This is a genomic window from Parasphingorhabdus sp. SCSIO 66989, from assembly GCF_032852305.1.
Taxonomy (GTDB): Bacteria; Pseudomonadota; Alphaproteobacteria; order Sphingomonadales; family Sphingomonadaceae; genus Alterisphingorhabdus; species Alterisphingorhabdus coralli.
Map to the genome: position 1 here is coordinate 1,222,427 of NZ_CP136594.1, position 16,684 is coordinate 1,239,110.

Annotated in this window: 17 protein-coding genes and 1 tRNA gene; 10 read left to right on the top strand and 8 right to left on the bottom strand. The window is 57.2% G+C overall.

The features are described from left to right. Positions 1 to 180: 180 nt before the first annotated feature. On the bottom strand, positions 181 to 966 hold the full coding sequence (ygfZ, locus tag RB602_RS05675; protein ID WP_317083737.1) for a CAF17-like 4Fe-4S cluster assembly/insertion protein YgfZ: 786 nt from the start codon (positions 964 to 966) through the stop codon (positions 181 to 183). Positions 967 to 1,038: 72 nt separating this feature from the next. On the opposite strand from ygfZ, the gene pyrC reads away from it, so the two are divergent. Next, complete coding sequence (pyrC, locus tag RB602_RS05680) at positions 1,039 to 2,076, top strand: dihydroorotase (RefSeq protein WP_317083739.1); 1,038 nt, start codon at positions 1,039 to 1,041, stop codon at positions 2,074 to 2,076. A gap of 134 nt (positions 2,077 to 2,210) precedes the next feature. Here the strand turns inward: pyrC and rarD are convergent, their stop codons facing one another. Together rarD and RB602_RS05690 are read right to left on the bottom strand one after the other, a co-directional pair. Continuing rightward, on the bottom strand, positions 2,211 to 3,158 hold the full coding sequence (gene rarD, locus RB602_RS05685) for an EamA family transporter RarD (protein ID WP_317083740.1): 948 nt from the start codon (positions 3,156 to 3,158) through the stop codon (positions 2,211 to 2,213). Positions 3,159 to 3,299: 141 nt separating this feature from the next. Beyond that, positions 3,300 to 3,521, bottom strand: coding sequence for a hypothetical protein (locus tag RB602_RS05690; protein WP_317083742.1), 222 nt, complete (start codon positions 3,519 to 3,521; stop codon positions 3,300 to 3,302). 110 nt (positions 3,522 to 3,631) lie between these two features. On the opposite strand from RB602_RS05690, the gene RB602_RS05695 reads away from it, so the two are divergent. The 3 genes from RB602_RS05695 (at position 3,632) to RB602_RS05705 (ending at position 5,534) form a co-directional block, all read left to right on the top strand. Continuing rightward, complete coding sequence (locus RB602_RS05695) at positions 3,632 to 4,186, top strand: GNAT family N-acetyltransferase (RefSeq protein ID WP_317083744.1); 555 nt, start codon at positions 3,632 to 3,634, stop codon at positions 4,184 to 4,186. Then, positions 4,183 to 4,632, top strand: coding sequence for a DUF1330 domain-containing protein (locus RB602_RS05700; RefSeq protein ID WP_317083746.1), 450 nt, complete (start codon positions 4,183 to 4,185; stop codon positions 4,630 to 4,632). The genes RB602_RS05695 and RB602_RS05700 overlap by 4 nt, the downstream gene beginning before the upstream one ends. A 98-nt stretch (positions 4,633 to 4,730) precedes the next feature. Beyond that, a complete protein-coding gene (locus tag RB602_RS05705; protein ID WP_317083747.1) occupies positions 4,731 to 5,534 on the top strand; it encodes a hypothetical protein in 804 nt (267 codons plus the stop codon). Between the two features lie 150 nt (positions 5,535 to 5,684). Here the strand turns inward: RB602_RS05705 and RB602_RS05710 are convergent, their stop codons facing one another. The 4 genes from RB602_RS05710 to RB602_RS05725 form a co-directional block, all read right to left on the bottom strand. Further along, positions 5,685 to 7,019: a mechanosensitive ion channel family protein gene (locus RB602_RS05710; protein WP_317083749.1), complete on the bottom strand. Its 1,335-nt coding sequence runs from the start codon at positions 7,017 to 7,019 to the stop codon at positions 5,685 to 5,687. After that, complete coding sequence (gene metC, locus RB602_RS05715; protein WP_317083751.1) at positions 7,016 to 8,236, bottom strand: cystathionine beta-lyase; 1,221 nt, start codon at positions 8,234 to 8,236, stop codon at positions 7,016 to 7,018. The genes RB602_RS05710 and metC overlap by 4 nt, the downstream gene beginning before the upstream one ends. A gap of 257 nt (positions 8,237 to 8,493) precedes the next feature. Beyond that, on the bottom strand, positions 8,494 to 9,330 hold the full coding sequence (gene sseA / locus RB602_RS05720) for a 3-mercaptopyruvate sulfurtransferase (protein ID WP_317083753.1): 837 nt from the start codon (positions 9,328 to 9,330) through the stop codon (positions 8,494 to 8,496). Between the two features lie 177 nt (positions 9,331 to 9,507). After that, positions 9,508 to 11,043, bottom strand: a complete 1,536-nt coding sequence (locus RB602_RS05725) for a cryptochrome/photolyase family protein (protein WP_317083755.1) — start codon at positions 11,041 to 11,043, stop codon at positions 9,508 to 9,510. 100 nt (positions 11,044 to 11,143) lie between these two features. Here RB602_RS05725 and queF point away from each other — a divergent pair, with 100 nt between their 5' ends. From queF to RB602_RS05740, 3 genes are all read left to right on the top strand, one after another. Continuing rightward, complete coding sequence (queF, locus tag RB602_RS05730; RefSeq protein WP_317083757.1) at positions 11,144 to 11,602, top strand: preQ(1) synthase; 459 nt, start codon at positions 11,144 to 11,146, stop codon at positions 11,600 to 11,602. A 151-nt stretch (positions 11,603 to 11,753) separates the two neighbouring features. Further along, a complete protein-coding gene (locus RB602_RS05735; protein WP_317083759.1) occupies positions 11,754 to 12,743 on the top strand; it encodes a hypothetical protein in 990 nt (329 codons plus the stop codon). Between the two features lie 74 nt (positions 12,744 to 12,817). Next, positions 12,818 to 12,893 (top strand) — tRNA-Val (locus tag RB602_RS05740). A 217-nt stretch (positions 12,894 to 13,110) separates the two neighbouring features. Here the strand turns inward: RB602_RS05740 and RB602_RS05745 are convergent. Further along, positions 13,111 to 13,737: a TlpA family protein disulfide reductase gene (locus RB602_RS05745; RefSeq protein ID WP_317083760.1), complete on the bottom strand. Its 627-nt coding sequence runs from the start codon at positions 13,735 to 13,737 to the stop codon at positions 13,111 to 13,113. 19 nt (positions 13,738 to 13,756) lie between these two features. Between RB602_RS05745 and argH the strand changes: the two genes are divergently transcribed. The 3 genes from argH to lysA are packed head-to-tail and all read left to right on the top strand — an operon-like array spanning position 13,757 to position 16,678. Further along, positions 13,757 to 15,136 carry an argininosuccinate lyase gene (argH, locus tag RB602_RS05750; RefSeq protein ID WP_317084440.1) on the top strand — a complete coding sequence of 460 codons (1,380 nt, stop codon included), beginning with the start codon at positions 13,757 to 13,759 and terminating at the stop codon, positions 15,134 to 15,136. Between the two features lie 12 nt (positions 15,137 to 15,148). Beyond that, the gene (locus RB602_RS05755) at positions 15,149 to 15,412 is read left to right on the top strand and encodes a hypothetical protein (RefSeq protein ID WP_317083761.1); all 264 of its coding nucleotides are present in this window, start codon (positions 15,149 to 15,151) and stop codon (positions 15,410 to 15,412) included. A 6-nt stretch (positions 15,413 to 15,418) separates the two neighbouring features. Continuing rightward, positions 15,419 to 16,678: a diaminopimelate decarboxylase gene (lysA, locus tag RB602_RS05760; protein ID WP_317083763.1), complete on the top strand. Its 1,260-nt coding sequence runs from the start codon at positions 15,419 to 15,421 to the stop codon at positions 16,676 to 16,678. Positions 16,679 to 16,684: the final 6 nt, after the last annotated feature.

Genomic DNA, 16,684 nt, shown 5'->3' on the forward strand with positions numbered 1-16,684 from the left:
CTCACGATCAGCATCGCGCGCTATGCCCCCTTCAGGAACAAATCCGACAGGCATTGGGCCTGACGGCGCTTATGCGTTATATATAATTAGCACGGTAATATGATAAATGAAGAAATTTATCAATTATCATTTTTGCAACAGGGTATGCACATTTGTGCAACTGCGAAGAGATTGCTGCTCTTAGGCCGAGGTTTTGCCGGTCTCCGGCTTCTGCTCATGCGCGATAATCGCTTCTTTCTGCCATTCCGGAAGCGGCAAGTCTTCGCTGCCTTCGACGCGGATATGGACCACGGCGAGGCCATGATCCTCATGCGTATGGCGCAATCGTTTCTCATCAGCGGTATCGACCGGCACGATCGCCAGGCGGCGATTGATGCGTGAGCGATAATGCATCCGCGCGGTGTTTTCCTGGCCGATAAAGCAGCCCTTGTCATAGGCGACGCCGTTCAGCTCCTCGGCATTGCATTCGAGCCATAGCGTCTTGTCATCGCCAAGTTCGGTGCGGCCCTCGGTTACGCCGAGGGACAGGCGATGGGCATGCCATGCGGCATCTGCCGTCTGGTCCACATTCTCTCCTGCAGGCGCCAGCCAGCGCCAGCCCAATTCGGCCATGCGCGGGTCAGCCACCGCGCCGTCTCGCGGCTCCAGGCTCCAATGCACATTGCGGTCATCATCGGGTTCGATGGTAATGTCCCGACGCAGGCGGTAGATGGTGAGACGACGGATCAGATCATCGCGCGCCTCAACCTCGCAATCAATCAGCACATCATCGCCATCAGCCCAAAGGATGAAATCAAACAGCGCTTTGCCCTGTGCGGTCAAAAGACCCGACCATAAGGGATTATCAGGGCCCAGCTTTGAGACATCCTGTGTCACCAGCCCCTGAAGAAAATCTACCACATTATCATCCTCGCCCTGAGCGGTAAGGCGGATAAGTGCGCGGTCAGAGAGATAAGTTGCGGTCATGTATCGATAGGTAATTCTTATGAGCGTCAATGCAAGTTGACTTTCGCTTGGGGCATGTCAATTCATATCGCCATGACCGAGACATTGACGATTACCCGCCCCGATGACTGGCATGTGCACCTGCGCGATGGCGAGATGTTGCAAGCCGTTGCCCGCTATACCGCGCGCCAATTTACCCGTGCGATTGTGATGCCCAATCTGACCCCGCCGGTGACCACCAGTGCCATGGCAGCCGCCTATCGCGAGCGGATATTGGCGGCGCTTGATGAGGGGCAGGATTTCACCCCGCTGATGACCTGTTACCTCACCGATAATGCCGATCCCGATGATATGGCACATGGCTTTGAGGCAGGCATTTACACCGCAGCCAAGTTGTATCCCGCCGGAGCCACCACCAATTCAGATTCAGGCGTCACCGATGTCGCCAATATCAAGGGCGCATTGGCGCGAATGGCAGATATCGGCATGCCGCTGCTGGTACATGGTGAGGTCACCGATGCCGAGATCGACATATTCGACCGCGAGAAGGTGTTTATCGAACGCATCTTGCAGCCGCTGATTGAGGAACTGCCGCATCTGAGAGTCGTGTTTGAGCATATCACCACCGAAAATGCGGTGGGATTTGTCAAAAGCGCCGGCCCCAATGTCGCCGCGACCATTACCGCGCACCATCTGCATATCAACCGCAACGCCATGTTTGAGGGCGGGATCAGGCCACATGCCTATTGCCTGCCTATCGCCAAGCGCGAACATCATCGCCAAGCCTTGCGCAAGGCGGCGACTTCGGGCTCGCCCAAATTCTTCCTCGGTACCGATAGCGCGCCGCATGAGGTGGAAGCCAAGGAGTCGGCCTGTGGCTGCGCCGGTATCTTCAGCGCGCCGCATGCACTGGAAAGCTATTTGAAGGTGTTTGAGGAAGAAGACGCAATCGACAAATTTGAAGGCTTTGCTTCTTTCCATGGCCCTGATTTTTATCGCCTGCCACGCAACAGCGACACCATAACCCTGACGCGAAAGCCCAATCAGGTTGTCGAAGGGCTAGCGGCCGCAGGCACGGTGGTGGTGCCCTTCCATGCCGGTGACACGATAAACTGGGAATTTGCGGCGTAATTAATCCTCCCCATTAATGGGGAGGGGGACCGCGAAGCGGTGGAGGGGGCGTGCCGCTAGCACAGCGCAAGTGGTAATCCCCCTCCGTCAGCGCTACGCGCTGCCACCTCCCCGTAAACGGGGAGGAAATAATGCTAAGCCTTCGCCGTACTCGATTTGCGTGCTGAAACCAGCGCATCACCGGAATATAGGACTAGCGCCGCCCAGATCAGACCGAAGCAGATCATATGCGATACGGTCAGCGGCTCATTATAAAGAAAGACACCGAGCAGAAACTGAATGGTTGGACCGATGTATTGGACGAAGCCCAGTGTCGCCAGCGACAATCGCTTTGCCGCCGAAGCGAAGAACAGCAACGGTGTCGCGGTAATCGCACCGCCCAGGATCAGATAGATATCGGTACGCAGCGAATAGCCGAGGCCCGGGCTGGCATCGTAGAGAAAGGCCCATCCGGCAAAGGCCGCGGCAATCGGAAAGAGCAGGGTGGTTTCTGCGGTCAGGCCGGGGACAGATTTGACCGGTGCGACTTTGCGCACCATGCCATACAGGCCAAAACTTGCTGCCAAGGCCAGGCTGATCCAGATTGTCGCCAGTGTCTCTATCGCCAATACCGCGACGCCTGCTGCCGCCATCGCCACCGCAAGCCATTGCACTGGTTTTAGCCGCTCGGAGAGGAAGAAATAGCCCAGCACCACATTGAGCAGCGGGTTGAGATAATAGCCAAGGCTCGCCGCCAAAATCTGGTTCTGGTAAATCGCCCAAATATAGATCAGCCAGTTGGTCGCGATCAGCGCGGAACTGATCAGCATCAGCCGCAGCGTCTTGCTATCACGCATCACGCCGAAGAATTCGCCGAGACGCTTGCGCTGCCACAATATCACCAACAGCAATGGCACTGACCAGACTATGCGGTGCGCCACCACTTCCAGCGCGGATATCTCCACCAACTGTTTGAAAAACAGCGGCATGAAGCCCCAGATAGTATAGGCGCACAGCGCATGGATCAGCCCGGTACGTGCCGGATTGTCCTCGGTCTCAACTACCGTCTGAATAGGGAGGTCGCCGCGCGCCATAAGCGCCATCTAGGCGCTGCTGTTCGCTATTGCACGGCAATAATCGCGACATTTGAAAATCGGCATTCTGAACTTGTTTCAGAATCTCATGCCGCTTGGCCAGTTCCGTGTGAATGGAGACCCTGAAACACGTTCAGGGTGACGAAGATGTTAGAAAACACCGCCGCCTAGAAACAGCCGGACCACACAGAAGCCGGCGACAATCAGGCAGAAATTCCGACCGCCATTATGCCGCGATAGCGCGCCCACCAAGGCGCCGAACAATGCGAGTGGGACGATCAGCCAGTTTAACGCTCCGAGGAATGGGATAAAGGCCGGAATAGCCAGAATCAGGGCGATGATGCCGATGATGAAAGAGAGTATGTTTAGCATTACTGTATTATATCAGTGATACACAAAAATACAAGGGTCAAAATCATGTTTAACGCTGTTCCTGTCGCTTATCGCTGGCTATGGCATATGTCCAACGCAGGAGAGGGAAAATGATCAACGGACCGATATTGGTAACCGAAAGACTGATCCTGCGCCCGCCTGCAGCAGAGGATTTTGAGGCCTTTGCGGCTTTCTCCTCAGATGAAGAAATGACACGCTTTATCGGTGGCGTGATGCAGCGCGGCGCGGCATGGCGCGCTTGGGCGACACTGGCCGGTGCATGGCATCTGCGTGGATTTTCCATGTTTTCCGTGGTTTTGCGTGAGAGTGGCGACTGGATCGGTCGTATCGGCCCATGGGAGCCCGAAGGCTGGCCTGACAAGGAAATCGGCTGGGGCATTGCGCCGGAATATGCGGGCAAGGGCTATGCCTGCGAGGCAGCGGTGGCGTGTATGGATTATGCCTTTGACCTGCTCGGCTGGGAGAAGGTGATCCACACCATTGATCCGGAGAATATCGCTTCGATCAAGCTCGCCGAACGGCTCGGATCGACCAATAAAGGCCCGACACAATTGCCGCCGCCATTGCATGAATTTCGCGTCGACAGCTATGAACAGACGCGCGAAGAATGGCAGGAAAACCGCAAGCAATTCAAAGGAGGATGATGATGGCAGATGAGAACTATGTTGATCCAAGCCCGGAGCTGTTCGAAGCGTTCAAGGCTTTGCCGCGTGATAAGCCGATCAATATGATCAACATGCTGCGCTTCTATGAAAAGGCAGCCTATCCCGATGATCATCCGCTTGCCGAAAAGGGCCTGACCGGTGCGGAAGCCTATGCTGAATATGGCAAGACCAGCGGCCCGATTTTTCAGCGCGTCGGCGGCGAGATTATCTGGCGCGGCGCTTTTGAAACGGTGCTGATCGGCCCGACTGACGAATATTGGGACGCGGTGTTTGTCGCACGCTACCCGCATGCCGGCGCGTTTCTGGAGATGGTCACCGACCCGGAATATCGTAAAGCGGTGGTCAATCGACAGGCGGCGGTGAAGACTTCCCGACTGATCCGGTGCGGTGATCTCGGCTCCCAAAATGGCACATTCTCTGGCTGAGACTTGCCAATTTGTCCCTTTTGCATAATCGGTTGGCAAGATTTTCATGGCATTAGGCGTAATGACCATGAACAAGCCAGCAAGAGCGGAGCAGGGCAATGGACCTCAGTGAAAACAGCACAGGCGCGCAGCGGCTGATCAGGCAGGGTGGCACCTTTGTGCGTCTCGCGACTCTGGCCGGTGCGACCGCTTTGCTGCTATCTGCTTGCGGCGTTGGCAGCGAGAGCGAAGAGGAAATCGATGCGGCCACCGATCCGGCGATAGCAGGGGCTTTGGAAGAAGAATTGCTGGTCGATCCCGACCTTGTTGAGCAGGCCAATCGCAACAATGCGCTTGACCCTCAGGGTGCAAATACAGGTGCGGTGCCTGCCCCCAAGCCTGCTGACGTGAAAGCATCGCGCGAAGCCGCAGTGAAGCAATTTGGCAGCAAGGGCATAATGAATGCCCCCGAACCCAAGACGGTGAGTGCCGAAGAATGCCCCGGATGCGAGGGCGATCGCACTGGCGTGACGCTGGGGGCCAAGGCCGATATTCAAGCCGGAAAGCGAGGCAAGGCCAAGTGCAATGCCAAGATCAACTATGATGCCAAATGGGCGGCGCGCATGCCGCCCGAATTACCCGTCTATCCCAAGGGTAATGTCACCGAGGCTGCGGGTGTTGATGGCGATTCATGCAATTTGCGCGCGGTGACGTTCACCACGGGCAACAGCATCAAGGAAGTCGTCGATTATTATTATACCAAGGCGCGGCGTGCGCGTTATTCTGCTGAATATCTCATCCGTGAGGGCGAGCATACGCTAGGCGGCGTGCGCCAGTCCGATGATGCAGCCTATGTGATTTTCCTGCGCAAACGCGGCAAGGATCTGACCGAGGTGGATATCGTCGCCAATAACGGGCGTTAGAGTTTTGCCCAGCTAGATAGAAACACGTCATTGCGAGGAGCGAAGCGACGCGGCAATCCAGAGCCGCAAGTGATGGCGTTTGCGGCTCTGGATTGCTTCGCTACGCTCGCAATGACGATTCAACTAAAAGGAATCATGGTCTAAGGCGCGTTACTCGGCGTCATTTTCCTGTTCTATCGCGGCGTCTCGCGCAGACATAAGCATATTGGCCGCGCTTTCATCGATAGAGCGTAAGTGCAGATCGCGCTGCGGGAATGGGATTTCGACGTCATTTTCCTTAAGCAGATCCCAGACCCGCATCATGATGTCGCCGCGGACGTTACCGACGCCTTTATGCGGGTCGTTGATCCAGGCGCGTATCTCAAAATTGACGCTATTGTCGCCAAATTCGAGCAACCAAGCCACCGGCTTGGGGTTCTTGAGAACCCGGGGTGACTCATTCACTGCCTTGAGCAACAGCTTCTGCACCAACTTCATATCGCTGCCATAGCTGACGCCGACAGGGATTTTCATCCGCACATTAGGGTCGGAATAGGACCAGTTCTCCACCTCGGTGGTCATCAGATTTTCGTTTGGAATCAGATGTTCTTTGCCATCGCGCGTAAGCACCGAAACCGCGCGTACACCGATCTTGTTGACCCAGCCAAAGCTGTCGCCGACAACGATAATGTCGCCCGGCTTGATCGACCGGTCCATCAGCAGGATGATACCGGCAATCAAATTACCCACGGTCTTCTGCATGCCGAAGCCGATGGCCAGACCAAAGGCGCCCGAAAAGACGGCCAGTGCCGTCAGGTCGATGCCCAAAATGTCGAGGCCGAGGACAAAGGCGATGGCCAGAATCGCGACTGTGGCCAGTTTCTGGGCCAGCACTTTCTGCGAACTGTCGAGATTGCCCATATTGTTGATGATATGGCTGGCAACTTTGATCACCACCCGCGCTATGGCGAAGAATATCACTGCTGTGACGATAATGGTGGCGACCCACCACAGAGTGATCCGTCGCGTGCCAAAATTGATGCCGACGCTTTCCAGCGCGATATAGATCGCTTCAATCTCGTTCACCAGGCCAATAACCGTGCCCGCCGCCATCAAAAGGCCTATAACGGTGCCCAGCCAGCCCGGCATACGCACACCCCGGATCAGGTTGTTGGAGAACAGTCCTACCGTAATCGCAATGGTCAGCGCGAAGATGACATGCGCGATGACTTCCCAGCGATAAACCGACAGGAATATGCTGCACAGGATGAAGATAACCGCCTGACGGCACATATTGCGGATGCGCCGTTGCGCCAGCTCGCTCTCATAGCCTGCGCGGTTTTCCCACATTCTGGCCAGAAACGGACCGAGTGAGCGGCCGACGTACCAGCCAATGGTAATAGCCAGCACCACGAGCGCCATCGCGATAACGCCCTGGACATAGATGAGGTCGCCCGGGGAATCGATAATCGCCGATTGGATCCGGTTGGAAACCTGTTCGATCATTGTGCCAGTCTAAACGCCTCAAGGCCGGTGGCAAGGTCGGCGATCAGATCGTCCGCGTCTTCCAGCCCGATCTGCAGGCGCACGACATATTTGTCAGCCGGGTCATAATCGGCTGGCGGCCAGGGCGTTGCGCTGCGATTGGGGGCGGGATCGGCGGGAATAGCAAGGCTCTCATAGCCGCCCCAGCTATAGCCGATGCCGAACAGACTGAGCGCATCGACCAGTGCATCGCGTGCCTCGCCGCTGCCGCCTTTGAGGACGAAGGAAAACAGACCGCTGCTGCCAGTAAAGTCGCGCGCCCAGATGTCATGGCCGGGGCAGGAGGGCAGCGCCGGGTGCAGCACATGTGCGACTTCGGGTTGCTCGGTCAGCCAATGCGCGACGGTCAGCGCGCTTTGCTGATGCCGTTCCAGCCGGACATCAAGCGTGCGCAGGCCGCGTGCGGCGAGATAGGCATCATCGGGCGAGACAATATGGCCGAGCGATTGCGCGGTGCGCCGCAGTCGCCACCAATGCCTCTCATTAGCGGTCACCGCGCCCATCATCACATCGGAATGGCCGACAATATATTTGGTCGCCGCGTTCATCACCAGATCGACGCCTTTCTCAATCGCGGTGAAGAAATGCGATGTCGCCCAGGTGTTGTCGAGCAAGGTGGCGATTTTCGGGTTGACCTGTTTGGCCGCAGCGCAGATGGCGGGAATATCGCTGACCTCAAAGGTCAGGCTGCCCGGGCTTTCCATCCAGATGGCGCGGGTCTTGTCACAGATCAGGTCGCTGATCCCTGCGCCGATCAGCGGATCGAAATAGCGGGTTTGGACGCCTAAGCGCTTCAACAGCGTGTCCGCCATGCCGCGGCTGGGATCATAACTGTTATCGCTCATCAGCAGCACATCGCCGGGTGAGAGGTCCGCAAGCAATGACCCAGCAATGGCGGCGACACCCGACGGATAAAGCATGGTACCGTGCGCCCCCGGTTCCATGGCGGTCAGCGCATCGGCCAGCGACCATTGGGTCGGCGATCCGCGACGGCCATAGAAGAAGCGGCCATCCTCATTGGCCTTGGGCCCAGCGCGAAGAGCGGCGACATTATCATAAAGATGGGTGCTGGCCCGCCAAACCGGCGGATTGACCACCGGACCCGTCCACTCCTCGCGCCGCCCGGCGGTGACGGCGCGGGTCGCGGGTTTTTGGTCGGATGGGTCTTTTTGGGACAAATTGTCTACCGCTAAACTCAATACTGTCTATGTCGTCAGCCCCGCGAAGGCGGGGCTAGGACTTTATTAGGTCTCGCACAAAGACACTAAGTCACAAAGGACTACTTTTTCCGCATAACGTGTTTGTGTCTTTGTGGCTTTGTGTGAACTAAGCCTTGGCCCCGGCTCGGCTAAGCCGAGTTTATCCTGAGCGCCTGCCTTGCAGGCAGTCGAAGGGCGGGGCCGACAAACTCTTCAATGTGCGCTAAGGCCAGGTCTCAACCCGTCGCCTTGGGCGTATCGGCATCCGCGCCCCATTCGGCCCAGCTGCCGTCATACAGCGCGACATCATTCTTGCCGAGCAAGGTCGCACCAAAGGCGAGAACCGAGGCTGTCATGCCCGAGCCACAGGTGGTGACAATCGGCTTGTCGAGATCAACACCGGCATCGGCAAAGGCCGCGCGCAGAGCGTCATCGGTCTTCCAGGTACCATCGCTGTTGAACAGCGCCATATGCGGCACATTGACAGAACCGGGGATATGGCCGCTGGCAATACCGGGACGCGGGTCTTCTTCCGCGCCGCTGAACCGGGCTGGCGGGCGCGCATCGACAACCTGCTCGTCCTTGCTGTGCAGATTGGCGAGCATCGCGGCCTTGTCGCGCAGATTCTTGTCATCCTGCCACACGGTGAAATGGCGGTGACGCAGCTGCTGCTTGCCATTCTCCAGTGCGCGGCCTTCCGCCTTCCATTTGGCAATTCCGCCATCAAGGATCGCGACTTCATGCGCGCCGAACATGGTCAGCATAAACCAGGCACGTGCCGAGGACTTCAATGGGCTGTCATCATAAAGAACGATGCGGCTGCCATCGCCAAGGCCGAGCGATTGCATGCGGCTGGCAAATTTTTCCGGGCGGGGCAGGGTGTTTTCAACCGGAGCATTGCTATCGACCAACTCGCCAAGGTCCATAAACACCGCACCGGGGATATGGCCCGCTTCATATTCTGCCGCTGCATTGCGTCCGCTGTCCGGCAGGAATTTTGTGGCATCGACGATACGCAGATCAGTAGCGCCAAGCTCTTCGGCGAGCCATTCGGTGGATACGAGCAAGTCCATGATGTTCCCCATAATATTTTCGCGATGTGTCATGACTCATCGCTTCTTAAGCCGAGATGAAATATCTGCCTTTGATCACTAATGAGTCGAAACCGGGCCGTCGAGCAAGAAATGGATCATAGTGAAAGAACCGGATCGGCGTTGCATTTATGATGCAATTGGCGTGAACAGGCGGCCCTATTCCAACCTTTGCAGAAACCGCTGCGCCTGATCGCGCAGGGTCTGTTTCTCCACATCATCTTTTCGCGCCCAGTTGCGATAGGGCATGGCAAGACGGTTATTGCCTTTGAGTATCTCTTCATTGCGCGCCAGAAAATCCCAGTAGAGCGCATTGAAAGGGCAGGCTTTTTCGCCTGTCTTGGTTTTTACATCATAGCGGCAGTGCTGGCAGTAATCCGACATTTTGTGAATGTAATTGCCGCTCGCCGCATAGGGTTTGCTCGTCAGCAATCCGCCATCGGCATATTGGCTCATACCCAGCGTATTGGGCAGTTCGACCCACTCATAGGCATCGGCATAAACCTCCAGATACCAGCGATGCACTTGCTCAGGATCAACGCCTGCCAGCATGGCGAAGTTGCCGGTGATCATCAGCCGCTGAATGTGGTGCGCATAGGCGTGGTCGAGCGTCTGGCCGATGGCTTGTGACAGGCACTGCATATCAGTGTCGCCAGTGTAGTAGAAGCTCGGCAAGTCGCGGCTCGCGTTGAGATGGTTGCGCGTGACATAATCCGGTCCCTCGCGCCAATAGATACCCCGCACATATTCGCGCCAGCCGATGATCTGGCGGATGAAGCCTTCAGCCGCATTTAACGGCACTTTGCCCTGATGATAGCGCTGCTCAACCTCATGGCAGAGCTGTACCGGATCAAGCAGGCCGATGTTAATATAGGGCGAGAGAAGCGAGTGCCAGAGAAATGGCTCGTGGGTCAGCATCGCATCCTGATAATTGCCAAATTGCGGCAGCGCATGATCGAGGAAATTGCGTTGTTGCCGCATCGCCTCTTCCTGCGTGACGGCAAAGTGGAAATGGTCGAGACTGCCCGGATGATCGGCGAAGCGCGTCGCCACCATATCCAGCACTTCGCGGGTGATGGCATCCGGTTGAAACCGGATCGGTTGCGGCATCATCAAATCGCCGCCTGGAGCCGGTTTGCGATTCTCCGCGTCATAATTCCACTTGCCGCCCTCGGGCTGGCCATTGTCATCGAGCAATAGGCCGGTCTTTCGCCGCATCTCGCGATAGAAAAACTCCATACGCAATTGCTTCTTACCCTCGGCCCAGTCGTCAAACTCCTGATGCGTCGCAAGGAAACGGTCATCGGGGCAGATGGTGACGGGCAGACCGAACTGATCCTGCCAGTTGTCCATCATCTCACGCACCCGCCATTCGCCCGGTTCGGTTACACGGATGGTATTCGGTTTATGGCGCTCAATCGCGCGCGTGACTTCACCGGAGAAGCTGCCGCGATTATCGGGATCGTCGAGCGTCACGTAATCCAAGTTCCAGCCGCGTTCGCGCAAAGCCTCAGCATGATGCCGCATCGCGGAGAGGATGAAAGCGATCTTCGCCTTGTGGTGTTTGACGTAATGAGTCTCGTCACTGACTTCCATCATCAGGATGATGCTGGATTGCAGGTCCGCATCTTTCAGGCTGGAAAGGCCATGACTGAGTTGATCGCCGAGCACCGGGATAAGCACTTTATCGGTCATGTAGAGCCTAACGCACTAAGGACAAAAGGGCTCCATTGTGTCAAAGGATACTCCGTTCAAGGATGACAGCCTTTGAACCGCGCGCTAAAGGCTCTGCATCATGACCGACAGCCAAAAACCGCAATTTCTCGGCAAGGAAACGCCGCTGCCCGCTTCACCCGATGAGGCGGTGCTGGATTATGTCCCCAACCCGCGCCGTGAGCGGCCTTATATGGTGCGCTTTACCGCGCCGGAATTTACCTCGCTCTGCCCGGTCACGGCGCAACCCGATTTTGCCCATCTGGTGATCGACTATGTGCCCGATGAGACCATCGTTGAGTCGAAATCGCTCAAGCTGTTTCTCGGCAGCTTCCGCAATCATCAGGGCTTTCATGAAGACTGCACCGTCGGCATAGGCGAGCGGCTGACACGTGAAATGCAGCCGCATTGGCTGCGCATTGGCGGCTATTGGTATCCGCGTGGCGGTATTCCTATCGATGTATTCTGGCAGTCGGGGCCAGAGCCAGAGGGTATCTGGCTACCTCCTCAGGATGTGCCGGGATATCGCGGCAGAGGCTAATTGCTGGGGCAGGCTAAGTCCCATTGCTTCTGTGCCCGGACCTTAAACCCCGAGTCTCTAAACATTTCCTTCTTTATATTGATCCCCATTTGTTCTGGTGTTAAGAAACAGTCAACCATAGGTTGAACCGGAGTAATGCATGCCATCCCTTATGACCTCTACCCGCGGTACTTGGCGTGGCTTTCCGAAATCGCCGACCATCTCGGTACTTCTTTTGGGCGATGATTCGGCATTGGTAGACACGATTAGCGCGGATATTGAATCGGTCTTTGAAACCACGGCCAAGCATGCCATTTTGACTGAAAGCTTAGAGAGTGAGCTGGCAGACGATTCTGACCTGATATTCCTGCAATGCGATAGACAGGTCGTCGCGGGTCAGGCGTTTCTCGCCGCCCTTGCGCAACGGCCAGTGACTGCGCGTCCAGCCGTCATCATCCAATGCAGCCTCGAAACACTGGATGATCTTTTTCTGCTCGCGGAAAAGCTTGAGGCCGATATTCTGATTGGCCCGGACTCGGCAGAGAGAATTGTCTCGCTGACGAGCTTTGCCCGCCGCACCGGACTGCGTGAGGGCAATGATGACACCGCACAGAATCTACGCGAGTTGAATGAGAAAATAGCTGACTTTGCGAAGAAAATTGAACGCTTTGGACAGGCGCTCGACAATAAGGTCTTAACCGATTCGGCACCGCCGAAACCCGCGCAGCGCGGCATGACTGGCCGCTCCGCGGTTCGCCCAGACAATGATGCCTTTGATCCGGTCGACCCGAAAAGCGTCAGCGCACGAAAGGTGCGCCAGCTGATTGCGCAAAGACGGATGCGCGACCGTTTCTTTGACGGCGCTCTATTTGCCGATCCGGCCTGGGATATCTTGCTCGATCTCTACGCTGCGCATCTTGAGGAGGTGTCGATATCCGTTTCGAGCCTGTGTATCGCTGCTGCGGTACCGCCGACAACGGCGCTGCGCTGGGTATCTCTGATGACACGCCACGGAATCCTGGAACGCAAACCTGATGATGAGGACAAGAGACGCGTCTACATTGTTCTGTCGCAGCAGGCATTAACTGCCATCAGTGGCTATTTTGCCCAGATGCGGGGTGATGAGGATTATCTCGATGCGGGATTTTTACCCGGCCTCTGACCGAATAGGCACTTGACCGCCGCGCCAAAAAGCCTAAATACGCGCTCCTACCCGGTATTACGGTCATACAAGATGGGCGATTAGCTCAGTTGGTAGAGCATCTCGTTTACACCGAGAGGGTCGGCAGTTCGAGCCTGTCATCGCCCACCATCTTGTCCCCCCAGAAACAGTTAAGTTTTGCTGTTTTCTATCAGCTTAAAAGACTGGCGTCTTTTGGGAGTGGGTAGCAAATGGACAGCATTCCTCCCCGCTTGCGGGGAGGGGAACCACCAGAGGTGGTGGAGGGGGCTATCCACTTGCTGCTTCACAAGTGGAAATCCCCCTCCGTCAGCGCTACGCGCTGCCACCTCCCCGTAAACGGGGAGGATTATTCGCGACCCTGCGCCAGCGTATCCTCCAACATTGATGCCGCTCTCACGCCGGTCCAATCCATACCACCGAGCATCCGCCACACTTCCTTGCCTTGCGAATCATAGAGAATGGTCGTCGGCATAATCCCGGTGTTGATCGCAAAACCCAGCGCATTCTCTGTATCCAGATAAGGCTCCAGCCGGGTGAATTTCTTCTCAGCGAAAAATGGATCGACCAGTTCTGCCCCTTGATTGTCTTGCGAGACCACCAGTACCTGCAGGCGTTCCGCCTCGCGCTCTGCCAGTCGGTCCAGCGTCGGCATCTCAAACACACAGGGTGCACACCATGTCGCCCAGAGATTGACCAATAATGGTTTTCCGCGAAATTTAGCCAGTGTCACTGCGCTGCCATCGGGCGCTGTAAAGCTGACATCGGGCGCGGGCGTGCCGCGCTTGGTGATGTCGAGCTTGCCGGCCGGGCCCAGTCCCGGCGGGGGCGGCGGCTCGGGGCTCTCGCTGGTCGCGGCATTGTCTTGCTGCTTCGTTGCAGATTGCGTATCGCAGGCGGCCAGAGAAAATAGCAGCGCGAGAATCATAATCGGCGCTGACAATCGTGCGATAAAAGAGGACGGGACAGTGACCATGGACAAAAGCTCCAACAGCATGTGGGGCGGGCGGTTCGCCGAGGGGCCTTCCGCCATCATGCAAGAGATAAATGCCTCCATCCCGTTCGACAAGGCATTGTGGCAACAGGACATTACCGGATCGCTGGCGCATGCGGCGATGCTGGCCCGCTGTGGCATCATTAGCAAGGCCGATGCCGAGCAGATCAAGATCGGTTTGCATCAGGTTGCCGAGGAATTTGCCGCCAATGGCGTTGATGAGGACTGGTCGCTCGAAGACATTCATATGCATGTCGAGGCGCAGCTTCGTGCGACTATCGGCGAAGCCGCGGGGCGGCTGCATACGGCGCGCTCGCGCAATGATCAGGTCGCCACTGACCTGAAGCTATGGGTCCGTGATGCGATAGACCAGACAGATGCGGCACTGGCTGCGTTTCAGACGGTTTTGGTCGACCGCGCCGAGGAACATGCCGAAACCATCATGCCCGGCTTCACCCATTTGCAATCAGCCCAACCCGTGACCTTGGGCCACCATCTTATGGCCTATTATGAGATGATCGAACGCGATCGTTCGCGCTTTGCCGATGCGCGGGGGCGGCTCAACCAGTCTCCTTTGGGCGCGGCGGCGTTGGCCGGAACCGGTTTCCCGATTGATCGTGAACAAACCGCAAAGGCGCTCGGTTTTGATGCGCCGACGCGCAACTCGCTGGACAGCGTATCCGACCGCGATTTCGCCATTGATTATCTGATGGCCGCGAGCCAGTGCGCGCTACATCTGTCGCGGCTGGCGGAAGAGATTATCATCTGGGCCAGCCAGCCCTATGGATTTGTTGCGCTTCCGGACAGCTTCTCGACCGGTTCGTCGATCATGCCGCAAAAGCGTAACCCCGATGCCGCTGAGCTTGTCCGTGCCCATTCTGCCCGGATTACCGGCTGTCTCCATGCGGTGATGATGACGATGAAGGGCCTGCCGCTCGCCTATTCCAAGGATATGCAGAATGACAAGCCGCCGGTGTTCGAGGCAGAGGGCCTGCTTGCGCTGTCGCTGGCGGCGATGACCGGGATGATGCGCGAAATGACCTTCCGCCCCGATGCAATGCGCGCCGCTGCCGAGCGTGGCTATGCCACCGCGACCGATCTGGCCGATTGGCTGGTGCGTGAGGCGGATATTCCCTTCCGCGAGGCGCACCATATCACCGGTGAAGCGGTCAAACTGGCAGAGCAGCAGGGCGTAGCGCTCGAGGCGCTGTCGCTCGACGCCCTTAAAGCCATTGACGACCGCATTGATGATCGCGTCTTTTCGGTGCTGTCATTGGATGCCTCTGTCGCCAGCAGAAACTGCTATGGCGCGACCGCACCGGATCGCGTAAGAGAACAGATCAATTCCGCGCGGCAAAGGCTCGCCGCATCAGCGCAATAACGGAACATCGCAATGACTCTTCATCGCAAACTGGTTGCCATAAAGACAATCTCGATCATCGCCTTGCCGATTCTGCTGGTCGGTTGCGGCAGCAAACGTGAATTGCAGCCGACCGCAGGTGCAGAGCTTCCGGCGAAACCCTATGGTGCGGAGGAACAGCCGACCGCCAATGATCTGCTTGAGCCTTCGACCCAGGCACGCCCCGGGCGCAGCGTCGAGTTACGCCGCCGCTCGGAAGTGCGTGAAGATGATCCCTTCGACCTGCCGCCGGACTAAACAGCCATGGACCATTTTCAGTTGAAGAACGGTGTGCTCCACGCCGAAGATATTCCCCTGACCGAATTGGCCGAGATTTACGGCACGCCGGTCTATATCTATTCCGCCGCAACGCTGCGTCGCCATGCCCAGGTTTTCCGAGAGGCGCTAAAGCCTGCGGGCCGGGTGCACCTTGCCTTTGCGGTAAAGGCCAATCCCAATTTGGCGGTGCTGAACATCCTTGCTGATGAAGGCTATGGCGCCGATGTTGTCTCCGCTGGCGAATTGAACCGCGCTCTACAGGCGGGGGTTGCACCCGAAGATATTGTCTTTTCCGGCGTCGGCAAAACCGCCGATGAGATGCGCCATGGGCTGCAAACCGGTATTGGTCAGTTCAATATTGAGTCGGCCGAAGAAGGGCATGAGCTTGCCGCCATTGCCGCCGAGATGGGGCAGACGCCTGCGATTGCGTTGCGGGTTAATCCCGATGTGGACGCTGCCACCCATGCCAAAATCTCGACGGGCAAAGCGGAGAACAAGTTTGGCGTGGCGATAGATCAGGCGCCGGCGCTTTATGCCGAACTGTCGGCCAAGCCATCGCTCAATATGCGCGGCATCGCGGTGCATATTGGCAGCCAATTGCTGTCGCTCGATCCGCTGGAACAGGCTTTTGGCAAGGTCGGCGATCTGGTGCAGACGCTGCGTGGGCAAGGTCTCACGGTAAGCCATGTCGATCTCGGCGGTGGTCTGGGCGTACCCTATGCCCCGGGCGAGGTGCCACCATCGCCTGCCGATTACGGCGCCATGGTCGCCCGCGTTACCCGTGACTGGGATGTGACGCTAATGTTCGAACCGGGCCGGGTGATTGCCGGTAATGCCGGGGTGATGCTGACACGGGTCATCCGGGTGAAGCAGGCGCTGGGCAATCCATTCGTGGTCGTGGATGGCGCGATGAATGATCTGGCTCGGCCTGCACTTTATGACGCTTGGCATGATTTTGTCGCGGTACAGCCCAATGGCGAAACAATGGCCGCGCATATTGTCGGCCCTGTCTGCGAGACTGGCGATACCTTCGCCCGCGATCGCGAGATTGATGCCGTGGCTGCTGGCGATCTCGCTATTTTCCGCACCGCCGGGGCCTATGGCGCAACATTGGCCAGCACTTATAACAGTCGCGCGCTTGTGCCGGAGGTTTTGGTCGATGGCAGCAATCACGCGCTGGTTGCGGATCGCATCGACCCGGCCACCATCATGGCCGCTGAGCGCGTACCCGAATGGCTCAAATAAGAGGCG